The following is a 21,982-nucleotide window of genomic DNA, read 5'->3' as shown; positions in this document are numbered from 1 at the left end:
ACACTACAGCTATTAAGTGATTGATTATTAACTGAGAGAAATGGAAGGATTTTATCAAGCCCTCACTTTGATAGGGATTGGCCTATATTGGATGTTGGTCGCCGGTGTCACGATTCGTGTGGTTATAAAACGCCGCTCAGTCAGTGTGTCTCTAGCTTGGCTAATGATCATCTATATCCTGCCTATTTTCGGTGTCATCTTTTATTTCCTGTTTGGCGAGCTTAACCTGGGTAAGAAACGGGCCGAGCGAGCGCAAGCTATGTTTATTCCTTATAAGACATGGTTTCTCAAACTGCTGGACTGTAATGCTCACTTACCGGAAAAAACGCCTACTCACATTACCCATATTGATGATCTCTGTACCAACCGTATGGGTATTCCTGCTTTATGTGGTAACACCCTCTCTTTGCAAGACACCCCACAAAAGATTTTAAAATCCATTATTGAAGATATTGAACTGGCGCAGCACTTTATTCGAATGGAGTTTTATATTTGGAACGAAGGTGGACAAGCCAACGGCGTGGTTTCTGCTCTTATTCGCGCTTCACAACGTGGCGTACGTTGTCAGATTCTATTGGACGCGGCAGGGAGTGGTAAGTTCTTCTCTTCATCTTGGTGTCAGATGATGGAAAATGCCGGTGTTGAAGTGGTGCAGGCCCTCAAGGTAAAGCCTATTCGTATGTTCTTACGCCGTTTAGATTTGCGTCAGCATCGTAAAATCATCGTCATTGATGATGCGGTGGCCTACACAGGTTCCATGAACTTGGTTGACCCTGAGTATTTTAAGCAAGATGCAGGGGTTGGCATGTGGGTGGATGTGATGGTGCGTATTACCGGCCCTACGGTAAACGTACTGTCGGCTATCCATTGCTGGGACTGGGAAGTAGAAACCGGCGAGCGCTCTTTCCCTACTGCGCCTGAGTGCCACATTGAACAAGATAACTTACTGCACCCCATTCAAGTGGTGCCATCCGGCCCAGGTATGCCGGAGAATTTAATACACCAAGTATTAAACATCTCCATTAGCCGCGCCTTAAAATCGGTGACCATCACCACCCCTTACTTTGTGCCAAGTGAAGAGCTCTTGCAAACATTGCGCACCACCGCCCAGCGCGGAGTAAAAGTAGAGCTTATCATCCCGAAAAACAACGACTCGATTATGGTGGGTTGGGCATCTAAAGCTTTTTATGCGGAGCTGCTCTCTGCAGGCGTGGTCATTCATGAGTTCACCGGGGGGTTACTGCATACCAAGTCGGTCGTCATTGACGAGCAGTACTGCCTTATCGGTACCGTAAACCTTGATGTGCGCAGTCTGTGGCTGAACTTTGAAGTGACTTTAGTGGTGGATGATGCCGAATTCACTAAGCAACTGTACTGGTTACAACAAACTTATATGGAACAATCCACCGTGGTGGATGAGGCGCGCTGGTGTGAGCGCAGCATTCAACATAGATTCTTGGAGCGTGTCTTCTATCTATTCAGTCCAATTTTGTAATCTTAATTGTTGATATTTTACTTGCACTGCCTGCCTTGCTCATGGTTTAAATAAGGAAAAGAAACCACATCAGGGAAGGCAGATGTCTAAAAGCAAATCTCCAGTATCGAAACCAACGCAACTTATCAGTGCTGGCAGAGACAAAAAATACACTCATGGAGTGGTAAACCCTCCGGTACAGCGCGCATCAACGGTGTTATTCGACACTGTCGCTGAGAAAACTCAAGCCACGATTAATCGCGCTAATAAAGCCCTTTTTTACGGTCGTCGTGGCACTCAAACCCACTTTGCTTTTCAAGATGCTATGGTTGAGCTAGAAGGTGGATTTGGCTGTGCGTTATACCCGTGTGGTACTGCGGCCATTTCCAATGCCATTTTATCTTTTGTCGAAGCCGGCGATCACATTTTAATGGTCGATACTTGTTACGAGCCCACTCGCGACTTCTGTAACACCATGCTAAAACGTCTTGGCGTGGAAACCACTTACTATGCGCCTACCATTGGTGAAGAAATTAGCGAGCTAATTCAGCCGAATACTAAAATTCTGTTTTTAGAATCTCCGGGCTCGGTGACTATGGAAGTGCAAAACGTACCACTGCTTGCTGAGATTGCGCACAACAACGACATGATTGTGATGCTTGATAACACTTGGTCTGCGGGTCTGCACTTCTCTCCGTTTGACTATGGCGTTGATATTTCCATTCAAGCGGCCACAAAATACATCGTGGGTCACTCCGATGTAATGCTTGGCACTGCAATTGCGACGGAGGCTTACTGGGATCAACTGCGCGAAAACAGCTATTTGATGGGACAATGTGTCTCCCCAGATGATGCTTACCTTGGTTTACGCGGCATTCGCACTCTTGATCTGCGCTTAAAGCAGCACCAGCAAAGCAGTTTAGCCGTGGCTAAATGGTTACAAGCTCGCCCTGAAGTGGATCATGTTAGACATCCTGCCCTTGAAACTTGCCCAGGTCATGAATATTTTGCACGTGACTTCACCGGTGGCAATGGTCTGTTCTCGTTTGTGATGAAATCACAAAACAGCAAAGCGACCACTGCGCTATTAGATGGCATGGAACTGTTTGGTATGGGGTATTCTTGGGGCGGTTATGAGAGCCTTATTCTTGCCAATGAACCACGTAGCTTTAATAGCCTAAGAACGGTGGCAAACCCTAACTTTACTGGTACTTTGTTCCGTATTCATACCGGTCTTGAAAACGTTGACGATCTTATCAAAGATTTAGAAAACGGTTTTGCTCGTTACAACGCCGTGTTAAACGCGCAATAACCCGTAAATAGTCACTCGTTAATATTTGGCTTCTTCGATCTAGAGAAGCCAAATCACAATCCCCTCTTCTATTTCTTGGCTAGACCTATATACTGCCCGCATCAATGAGTAGGTTGTATGCTGTCAAAAATCCTTTTTAAAACGGTTTCTAAAACCTATCTCTAACATCCGTTTCAACAAGCTGTGTCTAAAATTATGTCTAAAAATAACTTCACCATTATTGGTCTATGTAACCCTAAAAGCCCTACTAATGTTGGGGCCGTCATGCGCGCCGCTGGCTGTTACCAAGCCGACGAAGTGCGATTTACTGGCGAGCGCTTTGCAAAAGCCGCTAAATATCATACCGACACCAAAGATATGACCACCAAGATTGCCCTTAATCAAATGCAATCTATGACCGACGATCTTGATGATGATATTAAAATTGTGTGCGTGGAATTAGCAGAAGGCGCAACGCCGCTGCCACAGTTTAACCACCCACAAAAAGCCCTCTATATTTTCGGCCCAGAAGACAGTTCGATCCCGCAAAGCATTGTCGATAAAGCTGACGAAGTGGTTTACGTACCCACTATTGGTTGTATGAACCTTGCCGCAACCGTAAACGTACTTTTATATGACCGACTGGCAAAATCAGGCCAAGAGATTGACCATACTAGCCGCGTACTTGAAAGCCGTGATGTAAATAATCGTTTAAAAGTCTCTCAACACGAGCAGTCTTAGTTGCGCATTTAAATGCTCCACACATCTTTGCCAACGCATTAATTTAAGGAAAACCATGTACCAACTCACCGTTTCATTAGAGCAATTCTTAGCCGAATTTTGGCAAAAGAAACCGACCATCATCAAAGGTGGTTTTGCGCACTTCCAAGACCCTGTTTCGCCAGAAGAGCTAGCAGGACTGACGATGGAAGAAGAAGTAGACTCTCGCTATGTGTCCAACAAAAACGGTGAATGGACAGCAGAACATGGCCCTTTTAACGAAGACAAATACGCTGAACTTGATGAATCCAACTGGTCTATCATAGTGCAAGCGGCCAATCACTGGCACCAAGGCGCGGCTCAATTAGTTGAGCCCTTCAAAGCCATGCCACAGTGGTTATTTGATGACTTGATGATCAGCTACTCGGTAAAAGATGGCGGCGTTGGCCCTCATATCGACCAATATGATGTGTTTATTATTCAAGGGAGTGGTAAACGCCACTGGCGAGTAGGCGCAAAGGATGAAGGTCAGTACATCGAAACCTGTCGCCACAGCGCCCTACGCCAAATTGAATCCTTTGACGCGATTATCGATGACATCCTTGAACCGGGTGACATCTTATACATTCCGCCGGGCTTTCCACACGATGGCTACGCACTAGAGCCTTCAATGAGTTACTCGGTGGGTTTTCGCTCCCCTAAAGAGCAAGAGCTGATCAGTAATTTCGCCGACTACGTTTTAGCCAATGATATTGGTGATGAGCACCTGCACAAACCCGACTTAAGCACGCAAAGCAATTTTGGACAAATCAGCTCAAGCGATCTGCAGTCATTAACCCAAATGCTAAAAGCCTCACTCGATGATGAACAATGTATCAGTGACTTTATGGGTTGCATGTTAAGCCAGTCACGCCACCAGCTGAATATCATCACCCCAAAACCGCTTTGGCAAAGTGAAGAAATAGCCAACCACATTCAAACCGGCGGGTTTATAGAGAAAGTATCAGGTCTGCGCGCCCTATTTCACGAGCAAGATCCAAGCATCGCGTACATTAACGGTGAAGTGATTAAGGTGCCAAACGAGTGCACCGATGTTATTGAGTTATTGTGTGGTCAAGAGCAGATAAACGCCGATAACTGGCCTAGCGAAACGTCTAGCGCTATGGTTTCGTTGTTGTGCGATTTGGTTAACAAAGGCTATTGGTATATAGATTAAACGAGGAATAATAGAGTGTTGTGTTTATCAAGAGCCATAAATTGAACGGCAAATAACTTATAAAAACAGCACTCTATTTTAAACTCACGGGTAAATGCCATTTACCCAAAGCCTCACGTATCTTGTCGGTGAGCATTAAAGATAAAACTTGTTGAGACTACAAAATGTTATTCTGAATACATATTTGATTTTCAATTAAATAAAGCCCCTGCAATTTTAAGCGGGATTTTTGCTTTGTCTTTCTTGATTATTGGTGTTTGATTTAGTTGGATGAAAAAACGTGGCGTTAGCAATTTCATCTGCACATTTTATAGGTAAGCATAAAAGGCATACCCTTTCGAGTATGCCTTTTCCCATCACTAAAAAGTATCAGTGATTATTCTTCAAAAATATCTTTAATCGCGTGGAATAGGTGATTGTTTTGGAAGTAGTCACCTGTTGCTCCCGTATGGCGGTAACGCTCTGCATAGCTTTCGTCAGTACCGATAACATATTCAGAGAATTTATCTGCGCCATTACCTTTAGCATAGAAACGAACTAGCTCGTTAGTATGAGAGCCGCTGTAGTAAGCCACTGTTGGCATCTTCTCTGCACCTGGATTTTCAACACCCGCATAGATAGCTGAATCAGAAGTTTCACCTAACACGTATGCATTCCCGTGGTCAGTTGTCACGATAAGTAGTGTTTCTTCCCAGTTGCTGTTTGCTTCAACCCAGTCAAACACATCTTTTACTGCATCATGAAAATCAACTTGCTCTTCGATAATACCAGCAGTGTCTTTACCGTGAGCGGCCCAATCGACTGCGCCACCTTCGATCATAGCAAAGAAGCCATTTTCATTTTGAGATAGGTAGTTCAATGCACCGACAGACATAGTGCCTAGATCTGGAACAGTCGCCAGTTCAGGACAAGCAAAAGCGGTTTCACGTAGAGATTCATCTTCACAAGTACGGTTATATTGTGTCGTCCAACCCGTTTGGAAAATACCCAGTAGCGGACCATTCATTATCTCATCTGATGCGATGCCTTGCGCTAGCTGATCAAAGCTGTCTTTAGTTTCGATGAAAGTCCAAGGAGTTTCAGAAGTTGCTGAGGTTAGCGTACCAGCTTGAAGCTCATTCCAATCGTCTTCACTAATGTATCTGAAGTTATAATCAGCCTCTGCTAATTTTTGACCATCACCATCATACAAAGGGTGACCACTACCGATAATAAGATCAGCATGGCCATTTTTTAGCATTGAGCTGGCAATTTCGTGATAGTTATTACGTGAAATATTGTTCGCAGCAAATGCCGCTGGCGTTGCATGAGAGAACATTACGCTAGAAATAATACCGGTTGAAAGGCCATGCTCATGAGCATATTCGGTAATTTGCTTTTGAGGCACACCACAATTGTTGACGGCAAGGCCACCATTGTAAGTTGATTGACCTGTAGCAATAGCTGAACCAGAAGCCGCCGAGTCAGTATAATTAGTATTAATGTAATCATAACCGGCAAAAACTTTATCGCTTTCAATGAGTGTATCGTCAGCTGCCTTTTCCGGATTGTAGCCAAAGCCCTCGGCATACTGATCAGGATCACAGCTATCGCTTTCATCAGGTACAGAATTACCATTTAGAGCATAAGTGGTCATTGCATAACGAGTATCTAGCTCATTGAAGGGATAAGTATCATTCAATAGCTCACCGTGTTGCCAAAAACTTGCAATATCCCAAGCTCCATCACTTGCTCCATCACTGATCATTAAAATAACGTTTTTAGTTTTATTGACTTGGTCATTTGCTTCATCTGAACTGCTCTCAGATTGACAGCCAGAAAGAAGAAGTGCGGCTGCAATAGAAATAGCAAGAGTAGAATTAGAGGGTTTCATTTGTGTTATATCCATTATTGAAAAAACTAAATGGAATATAGATTCGTTTCATGATGATTTTATTAAAGAAAAATAATGTAAATATTAATCTGAAATATAGGTTGTTTTATAATCAGCAGTAAAATAACCGTATTTAATCTGTCATAAAATTCAAGAAATTAGATTAATACCAATCACACTAAGTAAGTGATCAGAAATAGCGCAGGAAAAATGCTCGAGAACAAGGCAGGATTTTTTGATAAGTAGTTATTCTACAATCAAAAATTCTAACGCCGTTATCGAGTATTTTAACAAGCTATAATGACCAGTTATTTAGTACGATTGGTATAAAATAGACACGCTTTTATCTTTCACTCGAAATATCCATATTTAAAAGCACCCACTTCCTTTTTGAAGGGTACCATCATGAATATCTCAACGATGATGAGTTTAGGCTTTTTCATGTGCTAGAACAAAAGCAAGCCGTGAAATATCGCCAGAGAAAAGTGTCAAACTTAATATCCACTGAAATATCTCAATAGAATCATGGCACAATTATCTGACCGGTTTATTAACACAATATAAGGTACATCATGACTAAGCTAACCATCGTGGCTAACATTATCGCTAAACAGGATAACGTTGAGCTGATCAAATCAGAGCTATTAAAACTAATCGATATTACTCGCGCAGAAGAAGGTTGCCTTAGCTACGATCTTCATCAAGACAATGAAAACCCAGCCCATTTCCTATTTTTCGAAAACTGGGCATCTCGTGAATTATGGCAAGTGCACATGAACACTCAACACCTAGCGGATTTCGTAACGGCTACCGAAGGAGCTATTGAGACATTCGAAGTGAATGAAATGACTCATATTGGCTAATACTGCTCATAGGCAACAACTAGTAAAATATAATCCCAGAGCTTACATACTCTGGGATTTTTGTTTATAGACTCTATTAACAGTATTTGTTAACTTTAGCCCAAATACACCCTCTACTTAGTACCACCAACACTATGCAAATCCGTCAAATCAGCGCCAGCTCTACCCTAGCTATACGTCATCAAGTGCTTTGGCCAAATAAGCCAATAGAGTTTTGTCAGGTAGAAGATGATGAACTGGGCATACACTTTGGCGCATTTGAAAACGAACAACTGGTATGCGTAGCTTCGGTATTTATCACCGACAGCCGTGCTAGACTGCGCAAGTTTGCCACCTTGCCCTCAGAGCAAGGCAAAGGCATTGGCACGGCAATGATCCGCCATATTATTGAGTATTTAACCCAGCACAATATCGATGTATTTTGGTGTGATGCCCGTGAATCGGCGCTCGATTTCTACCATAGATTTGACATGCACACCGAGGGAGAGCGCTTTTATAAAAGCGAGGTGGCGTATTTTAAAATGGTATTAAACATGCCCAAGGCTCAGCGTTAAACCTAGATATACGCTATAAATCATCAGCGTCAAATCTAGCTCGGCGAGCTTCCACCAGCGAGCATTGAGTCAGTTCCATCAATTCAGATAAGGTCATGTTTGGATCTTCAACTAACAACCGCTTCAAGCGCTGTTGCGGAGATTCCAACTTATCTTGATGCAACTGCAGTGCAGGTGTAATTTTTCGAATCATAAATGCTAGCGATTCAGGATGCAGCGTATTAATACACTGGCAAAACGCCTGTATCTGCAATGCCTCACCACTGATCATCCAATTACGACTGCGACGCACCCTTTTTAATTGGCAAGCGTGTTGCTGTGCCAATAACTTTGCTTCTTGTACCGCATCTCCGCCTACTCTGTGTATTAGAGAAGGCAGTGAAATGTTTATAGTTGTATCAATCACAAACCACCATTGAGTGACAGTGTAACTTAAGCACAATTAAGATCGTTATTAAGAGCAGAGTTCTTAACTAAAGGTACTGATATATAGCGCTTCAACCTTATCTCTCGCCCATTGAGTTTTTCTTAAAAACTTCAACGATGACTTAATCGAAGGATCATTACTAAAACAATTCACACGCACTTCGGCGTACAAACCACTCCACTGGTAATGCTCAACTAATCGAACTAAGATTTTTTCTAAAGAAAGCCCGTGTAATGGGTTGTTGGGTTGTTGCTGTGTCATAATCAATGTCCGTTTAAGGATTTTTTAAAATGGTGCACAATGTGACTCTAAATCAAAGACGATGCAATCAAAATTCGTCATTATGCGCACTTTCTGATACACATAACGTTAAGTTGGCCTATCCCATGAAATTACTCGCAGACAAAACTGGAGAACTTTTTCTTGAAATCATCGAGCAACAAGGTGATTCCGTGACAGTGCAGTTCATCAGCAACGAAGGCAAACACAAAGGTAAACCTTTCGTCGATACTTTAACTGGGTTATTTCTGGCCGGATGGACACACCGTTCAACCTCAACGGCAATTGGACTGCAACGTTTTAAACAAGGAATACTGCAAGATGCAAAAGTCAGCTTTGCCCTGCACCAACTCTTTCCTTTGGGGCGTAAAGTAAAATTGCCCAATGGCACTGTCGGTATTATTGCAAGCTATGCTAACACGCATACAGATGGCTATTTTATGTACCTGCGTATCGAAGGTACGTTACATCGCCATAAAATCACCCCTGACTGGCAACTGCTACCTTCAGAAAAATTATTACTGCTACCTTACTACCCTGCACCTTTAACAAAGGCTGAAAAGAAAGCGATACAAGAGTACGATGCATGGGCGGGTGGATTTTAACTTGGTATTCGCAGATTAACCTGAGACAATCCGTCTCGAATCAATTTATTAAGGTCAAAGATGAAACTTTTAGTTCGTAACCTGTCACGCCAAATGACTGAACATGAAATTCGTGTTCTATTTACCGAGCACGGTGAAGTGTCCGTATGCAACCTAGTCCTCGATCAAGAGACAGGGCTTTCTAAGGGCTTTGCATTCGTAGAAATGCCAGACGCAGAACAAGCTAAAGCAGCAATAACAGCACTTGACCAAAGCACAGTGCAAAAAAGCAAAATACGCGTCAAACTCGCTAAAAACTAGCACGGTTGATATAAAAAACGCCAGCTCACAATGAGCTGGCGTTTTTATTTGCATTCAATTACTTAGTAAAAACTACTGCTATTTGGTTCAGAAAGCGTTAATACAGCAGAGCAGCCCAGTAGCACAACTTTTAGTCCTAATACCGCACTCACCACAAATACACCATCAACCGACAAACCACTAATAAGCATCGCTAAACAAATCAATGTCACCATAAGATCTATAGCGGGCAACACTAAGCATTTAACACTACGTTGGCGTACAGTTCGTACAATGGTAGACACTTCATCTAATAGAAAATAACCGATAACCATAGCCGCAATCATAAACAGGGCGTGGTCTGAAGATAAGTTAATCGCGTAAGCGGCTGCAAATAACAATACAATTAAGGCTGCGTATCCTTTAAACCCTTTCGCATTCACCACTTGTTGTAATGAATAACCACCGGTAGAAAGAAGGAGCATAAGAACAACGGCCATACTAGATAGGCCAATAGTGAAGAGTTGAATGAAAATTTCACGAGGTATTAAAGGGAAAGCCATTGTGACAAAGCCAACAGCAATAGTGCCAACACCGACTCCTACTCGTACGCGGGTATCGTTGCTGAAATCGAGAACAACATCGTTTTTAGTTTTGGCATCATGAACAGGTGGTTGATTAAAAGTGTGAATTGACATGAGCAAGTCCTTGTTTAACAACGTAAATATACGTCATCAGGTAATAGGTCAATCGTACTTGCTAAATATTACACCCTCGTCTCAAACCATTATTAGTTCATTCATTTAGATTTACTAACTTGCAAAACAGTCAAAACATACCCCATATCTCGACAAACCTTCACTGATTTGAGTGAACTTGATAGTGGGTGCAACATCTAGTAGTACTAAAAGCACCCACAACATTGTTGTAAGTGCTTTTAAAACCAAATTATTACTGGGTGGACAATTCCCTTAACAGTGGAAAGGCTTGCTTGGTTTTTTCTTTTGTAGCAACGAATCCGATCATCACGTCTTCTTCATTAAATGCTTTTGCTACAATACCATCAGCTTGTACATCTAGGTTCCAACGACTTACAGCACGTTCTAAAGTTGTGCCGCCAATCTGAATCGGATAACTAGGTGTTTTTACCTTAACCATCATATTAGGTAGTACCACAGAGGTACGTTCACCCAGTAGCGTTTTCGCTAATGACGATGCACTAATAACGGTTGGTTGAAGATAGGCTCTTACTTGGCCATTCTGCTCGGCACAATCACCCAGTGCGTAAATATCTTCACAAGACGTTTGCATGGCATCATCCACACAAATCCCTCTATTAGTAGATATACCCGCATCTTTCGCTAAAATAGTGTTTGGAATCAAGCCGGTACAAACTATTACTTCATCAACGTTGACTACATCGCCGTTGTCTAACAATAACACAAAACCTGCATCAGTTTTTGAGACCTGTTTCACGCCTTGACCTAATTTCAGGTCAACATTCATTGATCTCATCGATTGATCAAGCTTCAAAGCAATAAGCTCAGGCAATTGATTGGACATTAAACGAGCACTTGGCTCAGATAATGTCACTTTTTTGTTAGCAGATGCAAGATCCATACTGATCTCAACACCGATCAAACCGCCACCAATTACCATCACAGATTCAGCTTTATTCAATCGCGCTTCGTATTGAGCAAACTCTTGTAAGCTGTTCAGCGTGATAGGTTGGCTCTCTTTTAAACCCTCAATAGGTGGCATAAAAGGTTTTGCACCCGTTGCTAATACTAAACTTGAGTAAGCAAAACTGTTGTCGTTTGCTACTACTACTTTTTGCTCAGTATCGATATTGCTTACAAAGTGCTCTGCACACAATTCAATGTTTTGCTGCTCTACAAACTCGCTTGCTGTAGCAGTGATTAAATCTGCTGGCGATTGTTGTTTTGAAACAACATGGCTCAAATCTGGCTTGTTGTAATCATGACCTTCATCAGCAGTAATTACGCGGATAGGCACTTCTGCATTAAAACGGCGCAGTGTTTTAACAAGTTGGTAAGCGGCAAAGCCGCTACCAATGATAGTAATTGGGTTCATAACAGTCCCCTTAGCGGTTGTGTACAGCAAAAACGTCTTTGCCTAGGTTACAATCTGGGCATAGGAAGTAATCTGGAACGTCGTTCCATGCTGTACCTGGTTCTACGCCTTGGTTTGGTTCGCCGATTGCTGGATCGTATACCCAGTTACAAACTGTACAAATCATGCATTGGCAATCATCGCCGTGAGATTCTTGAGCTGCAGCTGCTGGCTTAGCCGCTGGTACTGCTACAGACAATGGTTGAACTTCTGCTTCTTCAACAATCATTGGTTGAACGTTTAGTTCATGTAGAGCCCATTGTTTTGCCACTTGTTGGCCGTGTGCACGACAAATGCGCATTGCTTTGCCATCTGGACGCCATTTGCTCTTAAGGCCAGCAACAGTTTCAAAACCTGCATCTGTTAAACGAGAGTGGATACGGTCAACCGCGCCGCCATTCCAGCCGTAGCTACCGAATGCGCCCGCTTTTTTCTGTTTGAAACGTAGACCAGTAATTTCTTCTAGCATGCCTGCTACTTTTGGCATCATTACGTTGTTCATTGTTGATGAACCAACCAAAATACCTTTAGAGCGGAAAACCTGCGCTAGGATTTCGTTTTTGTCTTGGCGAGAAACGTTAAATACTTTAACGGCTACACCTGGATCAACGTCATGGATACCTTGTGCGATAGCATCTGCCATCATGCGAGTGTTGTTTGACATTGAATCATAGAAAATAGTAATGCGATCTTCTTGATAATTATCAGCCCACTCCAAGTATTTCTCGATGATTTGTACAGGGTTTTCACGCCATACAATACCGTGAGAAGTTGCAATCATATCTACAGGTAGATTGAAGCTTAGAACTTCTTTAATTTTAGCAATTACTAGGTTGCTAAATGGAGTTAGGATGTTTGAGTAGTAACGTAAGCACTGCTCCATCAATTCAGCTTGGTCAACTTCGTCATTGAACAAGTGCTCATCACAGTAGTGCTGACCAAATGCATCGTTACTGAACAAGATTGCATCGCCTGTTAGGTAAGTCATCATGCTGTCAGGCCAATGCAACATTGGAGATTCAACAAACACAAGTTGCTTGCCGTTACCAATATCTAAGCTATCGCCTGTTTTAACTGTGTTGAAGTTCCACTCAGGGTGATGATGGTGGCCAACAATTGAATCAATCGCAGCTTCAGTACAGTAAATAGGAGTGTTCGGAATACGCTCAAGTAATGCAGCCAATGCACCAGCGTGATCTTCTTCAGCGTGGTTAACTACGATGTAATCGATAGTGTTCAGATCAATTTCCATTTCAAGGTTTTGTAGGAATTGATGGCTGAAACGATGATCAACAGTATCGATTAGTACTGTTTTTTCTTCGCGGATAAGGTAACTGTTGTAACTCGTACCTTTCGTCATTTTAAATTCTGTACCGTGGAATTCTTGAATTTCCCAGTCGCGTTGGCCAACCCAGTGAACGTTATTTTTTACATGAATAGTCATTTTATATGCCTTGTTGCTATATTTTTTAAATTAGAATTACTCTTGTAATAGCATTAAGCGTGCCAACTTTTTAAGGTGTTGATAAATAAGGTATTTATATTTTACCCATTGTTTTCATTGTATTATTGACAACTAGTATTCATTGTTTTTTTGATAAGAATTGTAAATATGACAATCATGAACAGCATCAATTTGGCATCCAACAAAAAAAAACGCAGCAGCCTTAACATAAGTTAAGGCTGCTGCGTTTTTTAAACGTGAATACCTGTCATTGTCAGTGATTATGACAGGTGCTAAACATTAAAAAGTCATCTATTTACCAATAGTTCTCTGAACTGAAGTGACCAGACTTTCTTCTTAAGTGCTTATTGTATCCCCTATCCGTTAAACTCTGGGCACTGTCTCGCACCATTGCAGGATTACCACACAAATAGACAAAGCTCTTATCCATATCTAGCTTTAGACCTGCATGAGACTCTAAAATGCGCTTCTCAATTAAATGCGGCACTCTGCCCTGCAAACTACCTGGAACTTCTTCTCTAGAAACAATTGGGATGTATTGGAATTTTTCTCCATACTTTAACTGCAGCGCAGACACCACTTCTTTATAGACTAAATCTTCTTCGTAACGCACTGCATGCACTAGTACCACATCGGTATAATGATCAGGAAACTCGTCAGATTGCAGCATAGAGAAATATGGACCAATCCCCGTCCCTGTTGCAATCAACCACAGTTCGGTCGCTTGTGATGGAATTTCCTCTAGGGTCATAAAGCCCGCACACTGTTCGCCAACCATCACTTGATCACCGGAATAGAGTGTATGTAAATTTGGCGACAATGCGCCATCAGGATCGGCGATGATAAGGAATTCTAATTCGCCGGTTGCGTAATAGTTTTCAGGTGAGTTCACGATAGAATACGCCTTACGTAGAAACTCTCCGCTATTATCATACATACCTAGTTTAGTGAATTGACCTGCCACATATGACAAGCCTTCAACTTTAACTCGTAATGAAAATAAACGTGCTGTCCAGTCCACTCTTGAAACTACTGAACCACAAACAAACCCAATATGTGGAGTCATCACGCCTCACCTCTGTTGATTTTATTCGATTAAACTTAGTACAAACATACGCAATAAGTATGCCAACTAAAATTTATACTTAAAATTCAATGCGTTAAATTTGCGCACCTTATTTCCTTGTCATTATGATAACAGACTTTGCTGTATCTAAATGACAAAACCTTGTTATACTGACAAAATAATAATTAAGGAATAACGTTTAATGGCACAATATAAAAGTGAATGGATACAAGTTGCGCGCGATATTACTTCTGGGATATCAGAGCAAGACCGCTTTGAACGTCTACTTGTCACCATACGAGATATGTTGCAATGTGATGCAGCTGCCTTGTTATTGTTTCAGAAACAAAACTTTATTCCTCTTGCGATTAACGGCCTAAGTGAAGATGTATTAGGTCGCCGCTTTAACATAGAACAGCATCCAAGGCTTGAAGCTATTGCAAGAGCCGGTGATATTGTGCGCTTTCCACCGGACAGTGATCTTCCCGACCCATACGATGCCCTCATTCCAAACCACGCGCAAAAACTGGAAGTACACTCCTGCATCGGTTTACCCCTGTTTCAAGAAGACCGATTAATTGGCGCAGTCACCATAGATGCCTTTGACCCGACTCAATTTAATGATTTTCCAGATGATGATTTTCGTTTGATCAGTGCGCTTGCCGCCAATAGTTTGCACACGGCCCTGTTGGTCGCAAAGTTGGAAGAAAACATTGGCGTAACCTCAGCACCTAAAAGCAAGAGAGCCAAATACGCACAACTGGATTTCATTGGCCAGTCACAAGGGATTATTGAACTTAAATCTCATATCTCTGCCGTGGCCAATACTGATTTATCGGTTCTGATCATGGGGGAAACGGGTGTGGGTAAAGAGTTGGTTGCGCACGCTATTTACTCGCAATCAAATCGCAAAGATGAATCCTTTGTCTATCTTAACTGTGCAGCTTTGCCTGAGTCAGTCGCCGAAAGTGAGTTATTTGGACACATTAAAGGGGCGTTTACTGGTGCCATCAGTGATCGTAAAGGTAAATTTGAACTTGCTAACAAAGGTACGTTATTTCTTGATGAGGTAGGCGAATTATCGTTGGCGCTACAAGCAAAACTGCTTCGTGCGTTGCAATATGGTGATATCCAGCGCGTGGGTGACGACAGCAATATCAAAGTCGATGTGCGCATTATCGCCGCGACTAACCGCACCATGCATGAGGAAGTTAAAGAAGGTAATTTCCGCTCCGATCTCTACCACCGTTTAAGTGTATTCCCAATTTTTGTGCCACCATTGCGCGACCGAGAAAAAGATGTGATTTTATTAGCAGGCTTTTTTGCCGAGCAGTGCCAACACAAACTGAATCTCTCTAGCATTACATTAGATGGTGACGTATTGGTTTTACTGCAAAACAATCCTTGGGAAGGGAATGTACGTGAACTTGAGCACGCCATCAATCGTGCCAGTGTTATTGCCAAAGCAGAAAGTAATGCCCCGCATTTAATATTAAAAGCACATCATTTTCAGTTTGCTCATTCTGATCTGACTGAATCGAATACAAACACAGCAATAAGCGCGCCCAGTGATGCGCCGCTACTGCCTGTCGAACAGTTCCAAGACTTACCGCTAAAAGAGGCCACTGAGCAATTTCAAATGAAATTAATCCAATCGGCCTATTTGACCAACGAACAAAAACTCAGTGCTACCGCCAAACAACTGGGTCTCAACCCTGGAAATTTACACCGCTTAATGAAACGACTCGGTTTAAAATAATCTAGCTAAGTACACGCCTTAATTATGAGCGGCAGAGACAATCAAGATCATGATCATTGATAAGACCTGTCGCTTGTAAAAATGCATACAAGGTGGTGCTACCTAAGAATTTAAAGCCCTTCTTTTTCAAATCTTTGGCAAGTTGATCGGATAGCGCCGAGGTGGCAAGCGGTGTATCCCCTTTCGCACGAACATCGATAGGTTTATTGTCCACATACCCCCAGATAAACTGGCTAAAACTGCCATATTCAGCTTGGATTTGTAGAAACAGCTTCGCATTATTGATGGCGGCTTCTATTTTGGCTCGATTACGAATAATCGTGCTATCTTGCATCAATTCTTCTACTTTAGCAGGCGTAAATGTCGCCACTATAGCGGGATCAAAATCTGCAAACGCTTTTCGATAGCCCTGACGCCTTTTTAAGATGGTGTACCAACTCAATCCTGCTTGCGCTGACTCTAGAATTAAAAATTCAAAGAAGACTTTATCGTCGAAAACAGGAACGCCCCACTCTTTATCATGATATTCCACATAATCAGGCTTACTTTCATCTAACCAAAAACATCGCGTCATTACCTTGCCCCTTTCACAAATTGTCTTCTTCCTTTTACAAAAAAGGCTGACAATCTGCCAGCCTTTAAAAGAATAACGCTTATTGAACGATTACGCTTTCACAACATCGATTTTATGGAACATTCGATACAGTACCGGCACAACAATAAGCGTCAGTACCGTTGCAAAGCCTAAACCAAACATGATGGTTACTGCCATTGGCTTAAAGAAAATATCCGGAAGCAGTGGAATCATACCCAAAATGGTAGTAATTGCCGCCATACATACCGGACGTACACGACTTAACGCCGCTTCTACAATAGCAAGGTAAGGCTCTTTTCCCGACTTCATTTCCAGCTCAATTTGATCGATAAGCACGATGCCATTTTTAAGTAACATCCCCGATAAGCTCAAGAAGCCAAGTAGCGCCATAAAGCCAAATGGCGTATTAAGCACCAGCAAGCCGGTGGTTACGCCAATTAATGCCAGTGGCACGGTTAACCAGACAATCAAAGGTTCTTTAACGGAGTTAAACAAGAACACCGTAATTAAGAACATGAACAGATAACCCATTGGCATGCTGGAAAATAATGAGCCTTTCGCTTCATTGGATGACTCATATTCTCCGCCCCATTCTAAGCTGTAACCTGGTGGCATTTCGATAGCTTCGATCTTACCTTGGATTCTGGCTTGTAGGGTCGCAGCAGTTTCATCACCTAAAATATCGGGATCAGCAAACACGGTCAGCATGCGCTTTCTGTTTTTACGCACAATCAAAGGATCTTCCCAACGCACTTCATTCCCTAACGTGATTTGCTGCAATGGAATGTAGTCGTTAAGCACCGGACTCCATATTTTCATACCTTCAATGTTTCTAAAGTCGATACGCTCTTTTTCCGTAAGGCGAGTCACAATTGGCATTAAGGTTGTGCCATCGCGGTACACCCCAACCGTTAAGCCCGAGAAACTCATCTGCAAAAAGTCATCCATATCGTTTTTGCTAATGCCGTAACGACGAGCCTGACTTTCGTTAAATAAAGGTTCGATCACTTTGGTACGTTCACGCCAATCATGACGCACACCCGTAGCCCCCGGATCGGCATTTAAAATATCCACCACTTGCGCAGCGATGCCTCGCATAACCGTTGGATCAGAGCCTATGATTCTCGCCTCAATTTTTGCCCCGCCACTTGGCCCGAGCTCAATTTGTTTAAGCTTGTAATCAATTTCGGGGAAGTGATTAGACACATAATCTTGGTATTTCTGCATGATGTCGTGCAGCACTTCATAGCTTTCAACGCGAGTGACAATTTCACCATAAGCGGCGTAACTTTTCTCTGGTGTATAAGTGAGCATGAAGCGCTCTAAACCTTTACCAGAAGTCGTAGTCACCGCTTCCACACCGTCTTGTTGTAATAACCAACTTTCAATGGCTTTTAGCTTGGTATTAGTCACACGAATGTCGCTGCCTTCGGGTAACCAAACATCAGATAAAAACATCGGCGTGGTTGAGGATGGGAAAAAGGCTTGCTTGATAAAACCAAACCCATAAATACTGGCCGCCAGTGCCAACACTAAGGTACCCATCGTCAGCCACGCTCTGCGCATACAAAACTCTAGGAACTTCTTGTACCACACAAACAAAAAGCCGTTGTATGGGTCATCATCGGCATTGCCTTTGAACTTTTGCCCTTTAAAGAACATATCCGCAAAAAACGGGGTTAATGAAATGGCGGTAAACCAAGACAACATCAAAGAGATCAGCAGTACCGTAAATAAGGTTCGACAGTATTCACCGGTAGAATCTTCAGATAATCCAATTGGCGCAAAAGCGGTAACCGCAATCACAGTCGCCCCCAATAGCGGCCATTTGGTTTGAGTAACAATATCAGTTGCCGCTTGCAGGCGCGTTCGCCCTCGCTGCGTGCCGACCAATATGCCCTCCACCACCACAATGGCGTTATCCACCAGCATCCCCAATGCGATAACCAATGCACCCAAAGAGATACGTTGTAAGTCGATGGCAAAATACTTCATGAACACAAACGTGCCCAGTACTGTCACTAGCAAGATCAAGCCAATTAACAGCCCAGAGCGCAGCCCCATAAAGAACAGCAGTACAATAATCACTATCGCCACCGCTTGCCCTAAACTCACCACAAAACCACTGACCGATTTATCGACTTCTTTAGGTTGGCTGTATATTTCCGAAATGGAAATACCCACTGGCTGCTGATACTTCAGCTCAGCCAAACGCGCGTCTAGCTTTTTGCCGATGTCTACAACGTTGACACCCGCATTAAAGGATACGCCCATGTTGAGCGCAAAATTACCGTTGTAGTTAACGATGTTAACGGGTACATCAATGTAGCCGCGTTTAACTTCAGCCACATCACGCAGATAAATAAGCCCTGAATTTTCTTTGGCTGAATCGGTGATGATTAAATCACCCAGTTGTTCCACGTTTTTAAATTCGCCCGTAGGATGGATGCGAATATATTCATCCCCGATCACCACCGCACCCGCAGGCGAAATAGTATTTTGCGTATTCAAAAGGTTAGTGACAGTGCTTGGGGAAATACCCAAAGTATTCAAACGCTTCATCGACATTTCGATAAAGACTTGCTCTTGTTGATCCCCAGAAACTGCGACTTTACTGACGCCATCCACTAGCTCAAGCTCACGGCGCAGATAGTCAACGTAATCCAGCAGCTCTTTGTATGAATACCCTTCTCCGGTCACGGCAAGTAGTACCCCATACACATCACCAAAGTCATCAATTACCGATGGCGTATTCACTCCCGGCGGAAGACTGCCCTCTAAATCGGTAACTTTACGGCGCAATTCATCCCATATTTGTGGCAAATCATCAGGGCCGTAATTGTTTTTCATGGTTACCGTAATTTGTGATAAACCACGGCTAGAGATGGAATTGACTTCATCTACATAAGTTAATTGCTGAATGGCTTTTTCTAAGGGATAGGTGACCTCTTCTTCTACTTGTTGCGGAGTCGCTCCCGGATAGCTAGTGACAACCATGGCATCTTTGATGGTAAAGGCCGGATCTTCTAAGCGCCCTAGTTCAAAGAAAGACGCAATGCCACCAAAAAAGAAGATTAAGGAGATCATCCAACTGATCACCTTATTCTTTATGAAGTAGGCTGCGATTCCCTTGCTGCCATCATCATTTTGCTGCTCTAGATTATTCTGGCTCATAGAACAGCCTCCTTCTTAATCACTTCCACTACCGATCCCTCTCGTAGTTTCGATAAGCCTTTGACGACAATTTGTTCTGCGCCTTGTAGACCACTGATAACTTGCACCGTTTTATCGCGCATTTTGCCCAGTTTAATGAGCTGTTTTCGGACCTTATTCCCTTCTAATACCCAAACGTAGGTTTCACTACGATCAAGAGAGTCACCATCGGTATTCACCACAGCGCTAAGGGGAATATCTGAACCAAAGCTCACATTTAACCCGGCATCACTGCTTTTCGCGGTCACTTCTAACGCCATGCCATCTAAAATAATTTCATTGTCTGGCATTGGCATAATTAAAGTCAGGTTATAAGTACCGGTGGCAGGGTCAGGTTCGGTGGTAAATTCTTTGATTTTGGCATCATACACATTGCCACTTTCAACTTTGACCTTGGCCGTCACCCTACGTAAATCACGCTGAGTCGGCTGATGTACAAATAAACGATCAGGAACTTGAATCAACACCTCTACGTCGTCGGTACTGTGAATGTTTACGATCTGTTGTCCCACCTGAATGTTTTCAAAACGATCAACATTCACCCGTGAGATAATTCCATCAATCGGTGCTTTTAAGGTAGTAAATTTGAGATACAGCTCTGCCAGTTTTAAATCAACTAAGGCGATGCTTCTTTGTGCGGCTAATTCATCAAATTGGGATTGAGCGAGCAAGCCTTTCGCTACTAGAGGTTTAGAACGTTTGTACTGGCTATTTATCGCGGCGTAACTGGCTCTTGTATTATCCACCGCAATTTTAAAATCGCGCGGATCGAGTTGAGCAAGCAAATCACCTTTTTTTACTCTGTCCCCTTCATTCACGACTAACTCTGAAATTTCTCCAGAGACTTGAAAGCTAAGATGCGAACGCAACGCCGCTTGTGCTACAGCAGGAAAATAAATGCGGTCACTGGCTTCTGGCTTACCCAACTGCAACACTTCAACTTTTGATACGTGTTGAATTGGTTCGACTACGGCTTTTTCACAACCTACTAACGCAATGGCAAGCGAAGCCAATAGACAAACTCGACCAAGCTTGTTTATTTTGCTCATCATAAACCTCTCTCCTTGATCCACTCTCTCACCTTCATCCCTGATTTGAGCTCTTTTACCCCAGAGACAATGATTTCATCGCCATCACTAAGCCCTGACACTACCGCACCTAAAGAACTGAGTGAGACTGTCACTTGTTCTACTGTTGAATCTTGTTTTACTCGCCAAACGCATTGTTGATCGCCACAGGCGAATAATGAGGTTTGGGGGAGTTGTGAAGGTTTGGTTCTCGGTATCGTCATATGAATATTGCCTGACATACCCGGCAATATTCCCAAATCCTTTGGACGCTCCATAATCATGGTGACTTTGTAGCTTCCGGTAGAATTATCCGACTCAGTATCAATTTCTTGAAAAGTCAGTGGGAATTTTTGATTTGGAAATGAATCAAATACCATGTACGACTGCGTCGCAGTATTTTGATCAAAGCTATTTAACATAGAATCTGGCAGTGGGAAGATGACTTTCAATAACTCGTTTGATTGAATATTCATCACCCCTTGTTTTGCCGCAACATACTCGTGATTATCGATGTTAATCAGCGAGATGGTGCCTTCAAATGGGGCTATCAGTTTGGTATAGCTGTAATTGGCTAAGGCTTGATCGTAATTTGCTCTAGCGGATTTATGTTTTGCTCTAGCTTGATCAAACTCTTGCTCTGACACCACTTTATCGGCAATCAGTTTTTTACTTCGATCAAATTGCACCGTTGCAAGGTCATAGTTCGCTTTGGCTTGCATGCGAAGCAGCTTATATTCTTGGTCATCAAGCACGGCTAGCACGTCGCCCTTTTTCACCTCTAATCCTGCGATTGCAGGAAGTTCCAATAGCTCACCAGGAACCCTAAAAGCCAGCACCGCTCTATCTCCAGCAGCCGAGCTAGCCGGAAAGACACGTTCAAAGCTTTTATCTCCTACAGAAACTGTAAGAAATTTAGCCGGACGAGACTCAGGTTCCGAAATGGTGGCTTGCTTTTCACCACAGGCGACAGTGCCAAACACAGCAAAGAGCACAACAAACCAGTTAGTACGCATAATATTCCCTTATTCAGCGACATTAAGAGCAATCATATATGTATCAAGATGTTATATCTAGGTTGCGGTGTTATTTCTTTTTTGTTT

Annotated in this window: 20 protein-coding genes; 9 read left to right on the top strand and 11 right to left on the bottom strand. The window is 42.8% G+C overall.

Annotated features, from left to right (window positions below):
• Nucleotides 1–40 precede the first annotated feature (40 nt).
• The 4 genes from cls to QV280_RS05475 all read left to right on the top strand — a co-directional run bounded on the left by cls (nucleotide 41) and on the right by QV280_RS05475 (nucleotide 4,701).
• Complete coding sequence (gene cls, locus QV280_RS05490; protein WP_152821103.1) at nucleotides 41–1,495, top strand: cardiolipin synthase; 1,455 nt, start codon at nucleotides 41–43, stop codon at nucleotides 1,493–1,495.
• Between the two features lie 82 nt (nucleotides 1,496–1,577).
• Complete coding sequence (locus QV280_RS05485; RefSeq protein ID WP_152821105.1) at nucleotides 1,578–2,786, top strand: cystathionine beta-lyase; 1,209 nt, start codon at nucleotides 1,578–1,580, stop codon at nucleotides 2,784–2,786.
• Between the two features lie 195 nt (nucleotides 2,787–2,981).
• Nucleotides 2,982–3,506 carry an RNA methyltransferase gene (locus tag QV280_RS05480; protein WP_152821108.1) on the top strand — a complete coding sequence of 175 codons (525 nt, stop codon included), beginning with the start codon at nucleotides 2,982–2,984 and terminating at the stop codon, nucleotides 3,504–3,506.
• Between the two features lie 55 nt (nucleotides 3,507–3,561).
• Nucleotides 3,562–4,701 carry a ribosomal protein uL16 3-hydroxylase gene (locus QV280_RS05475; RefSeq protein WP_152821110.1) on the top strand — a complete coding sequence of 380 codons (1,140 nt, stop codon included), beginning with the start codon at nucleotides 3,562–3,564 and terminating at the stop codon, nucleotides 4,699–4,701.
• 376 nt (nucleotides 4,702–5,077) lie between these two features.
• Here QV280_RS05475 and QV280_RS05470 read toward each other — a convergent pair whose 3' ends face one another.
• A complete protein-coding gene (locus QV280_RS05470) occupies nucleotides 5,078–6,574 on the bottom strand; it encodes an alkaline phosphatase (protein WP_172972817.1) in 1,497 nt (498 codons plus the stop codon).
• A gap of 572 nt (nucleotides 6,575–7,146) precedes the next feature.
• Between QV280_RS05470 and QV280_RS05465 the strand changes: the two genes are divergently transcribed.
• Nucleotides 7,147–7,437 carry a putative quinol monooxygenase gene (locus QV280_RS05465; RefSeq protein ID WP_152821114.1) on the top strand — a complete coding sequence of 97 codons (291 nt, stop codon included), beginning with the start codon at nucleotides 7,147–7,149 and terminating at the stop codon, nucleotides 7,435–7,437.
• Nucleotides 7,438–7,571: 134 nt separating this feature from the next.
• Complete coding sequence (locus QV280_RS05460) at nucleotides 7,572–7,991, top strand: GNAT family N-acetyltransferase (RefSeq protein WP_023405438.1); 420 nt, start codon at nucleotides 7,572–7,574, stop codon at nucleotides 7,989–7,991.
• 13 nt (nucleotides 7,992–8,004) lie between these two features.
• Here the strand turns inward: QV280_RS05460 and QV280_RS05455 are convergent, their stop codons facing one another.
• Nucleotides 8,005–8,397: a ribosome recycling factor family protein gene (locus QV280_RS05455; RefSeq protein ID WP_039971227.1), complete on the bottom strand. Its 393-nt coding sequence runs from the start codon at nucleotides 8,395–8,397 to the stop codon at nucleotides 8,005–8,007.
• A gap of 63 nt (nucleotides 8,398–8,460) precedes the next feature.
• Complete coding sequence (locus tag QV280_RS05450) at nucleotides 8,461–8,679, bottom strand: VF530 family protein (protein ID WP_021713097.1); 219 nt, start codon at nucleotides 8,677–8,679, stop codon at nucleotides 8,461–8,463.
• 125 nt (nucleotides 8,680–8,804) lie between these two features.
• On the opposite strand from QV280_RS05450, the gene QV280_RS05445 reads away from it, so the two are divergent.
• Nucleotides 8,805–9,302, top strand: a complete 498-nt coding sequence (locus QV280_RS05445) for a hypothetical protein (RefSeq protein WP_023405440.1) — start codon at nucleotides 8,805–8,807, stop codon at nucleotides 9,300–9,302.
• A gap of 60 nt (nucleotides 9,303–9,362) precedes the next feature.
• Nucleotides 9,363–9,602, top strand: coding sequence for an RNA recognition motif domain-containing protein (locus tag QV280_RS05440; RefSeq protein ID WP_023405441.1), 240 nt, complete (start codon nucleotides 9,363–9,365; stop codon nucleotides 9,600–9,602).
• Between the two features lie 62 nt (nucleotides 9,603–9,664).
• Here the strand turns inward: QV280_RS05440 and QV280_RS05435 are convergent, their stop codons facing one another.
• The 4 genes from QV280_RS05435 to QV280_RS05420 all read right to left on the bottom strand — a co-directional run bounded on the left by QV280_RS05435 (nucleotide 9,665) and on the right by QV280_RS05420 (nucleotide 14,245).
• Nucleotides 9,665–10,279, bottom strand: coding sequence for a hypothetical protein (locus tag QV280_RS05435; RefSeq protein ID WP_152821119.1), 615 nt, complete (start codon nucleotides 10,277–10,279; stop codon nucleotides 9,665–9,667).
• Nucleotides 10,280–10,532: 253 nt separating this feature from the next.
• Nucleotides 10,533–11,675 carry an NADH:flavorubredoxin reductase NorW gene (gene norW / locus QV280_RS05430; RefSeq protein ID WP_152821121.1) on the bottom strand — a complete coding sequence of 381 codons (1,143 nt, stop codon included), beginning with the start codon at nucleotides 11,673–11,675 and terminating at the stop codon, nucleotides 10,533–10,535.
• A 10-nt stretch (nucleotides 11,676–11,685) separates the two neighbouring features.
• Nucleotides 11,686–13,158, bottom strand: coding sequence for an anaerobic nitric oxide reductase flavorubredoxin (gene norV / locus QV280_RS05425; RefSeq protein WP_023405444.1), 1,473 nt, complete (start codon nucleotides 13,156–13,158; stop codon nucleotides 11,686–11,688).
• A 316-nt stretch (nucleotides 13,159–13,474) separates the two neighbouring features.
• Nucleotides 13,475–14,245 carry a ferredoxin--NADP reductase gene (locus tag QV280_RS05420; RefSeq protein ID WP_039971230.1) on the bottom strand — a complete coding sequence of 257 codons (771 nt, stop codon included), beginning with the start codon at nucleotides 14,243–14,245 and terminating at the stop codon, nucleotides 13,475–13,477.
• A 202-nt stretch (nucleotides 14,246–14,447) separates the two neighbouring features.
• Between QV280_RS05420 and norR the strand changes: the two genes are divergently transcribed.
• Nucleotides 14,448–16,004: a nitric oxide reductase transcriptional regulator NorR gene (gene norR / locus QV280_RS05415; RefSeq protein WP_152821123.1), complete on the top strand. Its 1,557-nt coding sequence runs from the start codon at nucleotides 14,448–14,450 to the stop codon at nucleotides 16,002–16,004.
• 22 nt (nucleotides 16,005–16,026) lie between these two features.
• On the opposite strand, the gene QV280_RS05410 is transcribed toward norR, so the two are convergent.
• The 4 genes from QV280_RS05410 to QV280_RS05395 all read right to left on the bottom strand — a co-directional run bounded on the left by QV280_RS05410 (nucleotide 16,027) and on the right by QV280_RS05395 (nucleotide 21,895).
• On the bottom strand, nucleotides 16,027–16,578 hold the full coding sequence (locus QV280_RS05410) for a DNA-3-methyladenine glycosylase I (protein ID WP_152821125.1): 552 nt from the start codon (nucleotides 16,576–16,578) through the stop codon (nucleotides 16,027–16,029).
• A 90-nt stretch (nucleotides 16,579–16,668) separates the two neighbouring features.
• On the bottom strand, nucleotides 16,669–19,773 hold the full coding sequence (locus QV280_RS05405; protein ID WP_152821127.1) for an efflux RND transporter permease subunit: 3,105 nt from the start codon (nucleotides 19,771–19,773) through the stop codon (nucleotides 16,669–16,671).
• A complete protein-coding gene (locus tag QV280_RS05400; RefSeq protein WP_152821129.1) occupies nucleotides 19,770–20,864 on the bottom strand; it encodes an efflux RND transporter periplasmic adaptor subunit in 1,095 nt (364 codons plus the stop codon). The genes QV280_RS05405 and QV280_RS05400 overlap by 4 nt, the downstream gene beginning before the upstream one ends.
• Complete coding sequence (locus QV280_RS05395) at nucleotides 20,861–21,895, bottom strand: efflux RND transporter periplasmic adaptor subunit (RefSeq protein WP_152821131.1); 1,035 nt, start codon at nucleotides 21,893–21,895, stop codon at nucleotides 20,861–20,863. The genes QV280_RS05400 and QV280_RS05395 overlap by 4 nt, the downstream gene beginning before the upstream one ends.
• Nucleotides 21,896–21,982: the final 87 nt, after the last annotated feature.

This window comes from Vibrio sp. B1Z05 (genome assembly GCF_052955985.1).
Note: the sequence above shows the minus strand (reverse complement) of the source record. Positions and strands in the feature narration are given on the sequence as shown.